This window comes from uncultured Campylobacter sp. (genome assembly GCF_938017705.1).
GTDB lineage: Bacteria > Campylobacterota > Campylobacteria > Campylobacterales > Campylobacteraceae > Campylobacter_B.
On the sequence record NZ_CALIIS010000042.1, the window covers coordinates 1 to 1,133 of the forward strand.

At 37.6% G+C, this 1,133-nt stretch carries 2 protein-coding genes; both read right to left on the bottom strand.

What is annotated here, in order from left to right:
• Positions 1-266: 266 nt before the first annotated feature.
• A complete protein-coding gene (locus Q0605_RS02490) occupies positions 267-656 on the bottom strand; it encodes a hypothetical protein (protein WP_298023240.1) in 390 nt (129 codons plus the stop codon).
• Between the two features lie 121 nt (positions 657-777).
• Positions 778-1,133, bottom strand: a 356-nt coding sequence (imm40, locus tag Q0605_RS02495) for an Imm40 family immunity protein (protein WP_363317198.1), incomplete at its 5' end; no start/stop codon positions are given.

Sequence of the window (1,133 nt, forward strand, 5' to 3'; positions counted from 1 at the left end):
TCAATCCTATGATAAGCAGTAGTTGCATAATGACGGATTGGGTTGTGGCTACGACATAGACTTTGCCTCCGCGATAACCACCCTCCGTCAATAGCTTATGAAAATTTAAAGACGATAGGATAATAAAAAATATCGTCATTACAATTCTTACGGGCTTCATGGTTTCAAATTATCCTTATATGAAATTCCAAGGACAGCTTGTCATCTTTCGCCCAATCAGAGTCAAAGAATTTCATCGATAAATGCGTCTCGATAACGATTCAAATTTATCCATCTAGGCAGTATATGTCGTTGTCCAAATCCACATTATTATCTGCTAATAGTTTCAGTAAATTTGCATTATAATATAGACCGGGCATGCTATTATAACTGTAAACTACGACTCTTAGCAGCTTTTTCACGCTTTGTAATTTTATACTCCTCGCGACATTTATATCTGCTAAAAATTTTTTAATTAGATCTCCCGCAAAAGGTATATCATAAAATTTTTCCTCTATGCTAAAGCCAAAATTTCTGTATTTTAAAATAGAACCTTTTAGTTTCAAATCTCCTTTTTGCCAGACTTTTGTTGCAGATATGCCGTTGCTGCTTATTGTTTCGGATAGATCCCTATCGCTTTCGATCGATAGGATTAGGATTACTTTGTTGCTTTTCAAGATCGCTCCTAAAATCTTTTATATCCCATCTACGCACACTTCGGCATTCAGTTCGGCACACATTTTATATTTATATGAAGATGAGCAAAACCAACATATTCTGTATTGTAAGCTAAAATTTTCATTTAGGCACCCGCCCAGGGCTAATGACTGGGCAGTATGCAAAATCATCTCCGTTTCTAGCGCGATAATTAGTGATATATTGGGTTGCTACTTCAAATGCATCGTTATCTTCCGATTCAATACTCCAGCAATCGTATGTGATTATGGGCTCATTGCCGCTTAGGCGATATACATCCCCTCCGACGATAAGCATATCTCTATCTCTTGCGATTTTTAGCACCTCCATTACATCATCAAATCTCCAAGCGATTCCATAAATTCCGTACTCCTCCCTTAAGCGTATACCGCGCTCCAGCAGATCCTGCGGCACGATATTTACGTAATCTTCATCTATAAATGACATAATCTCCCCTT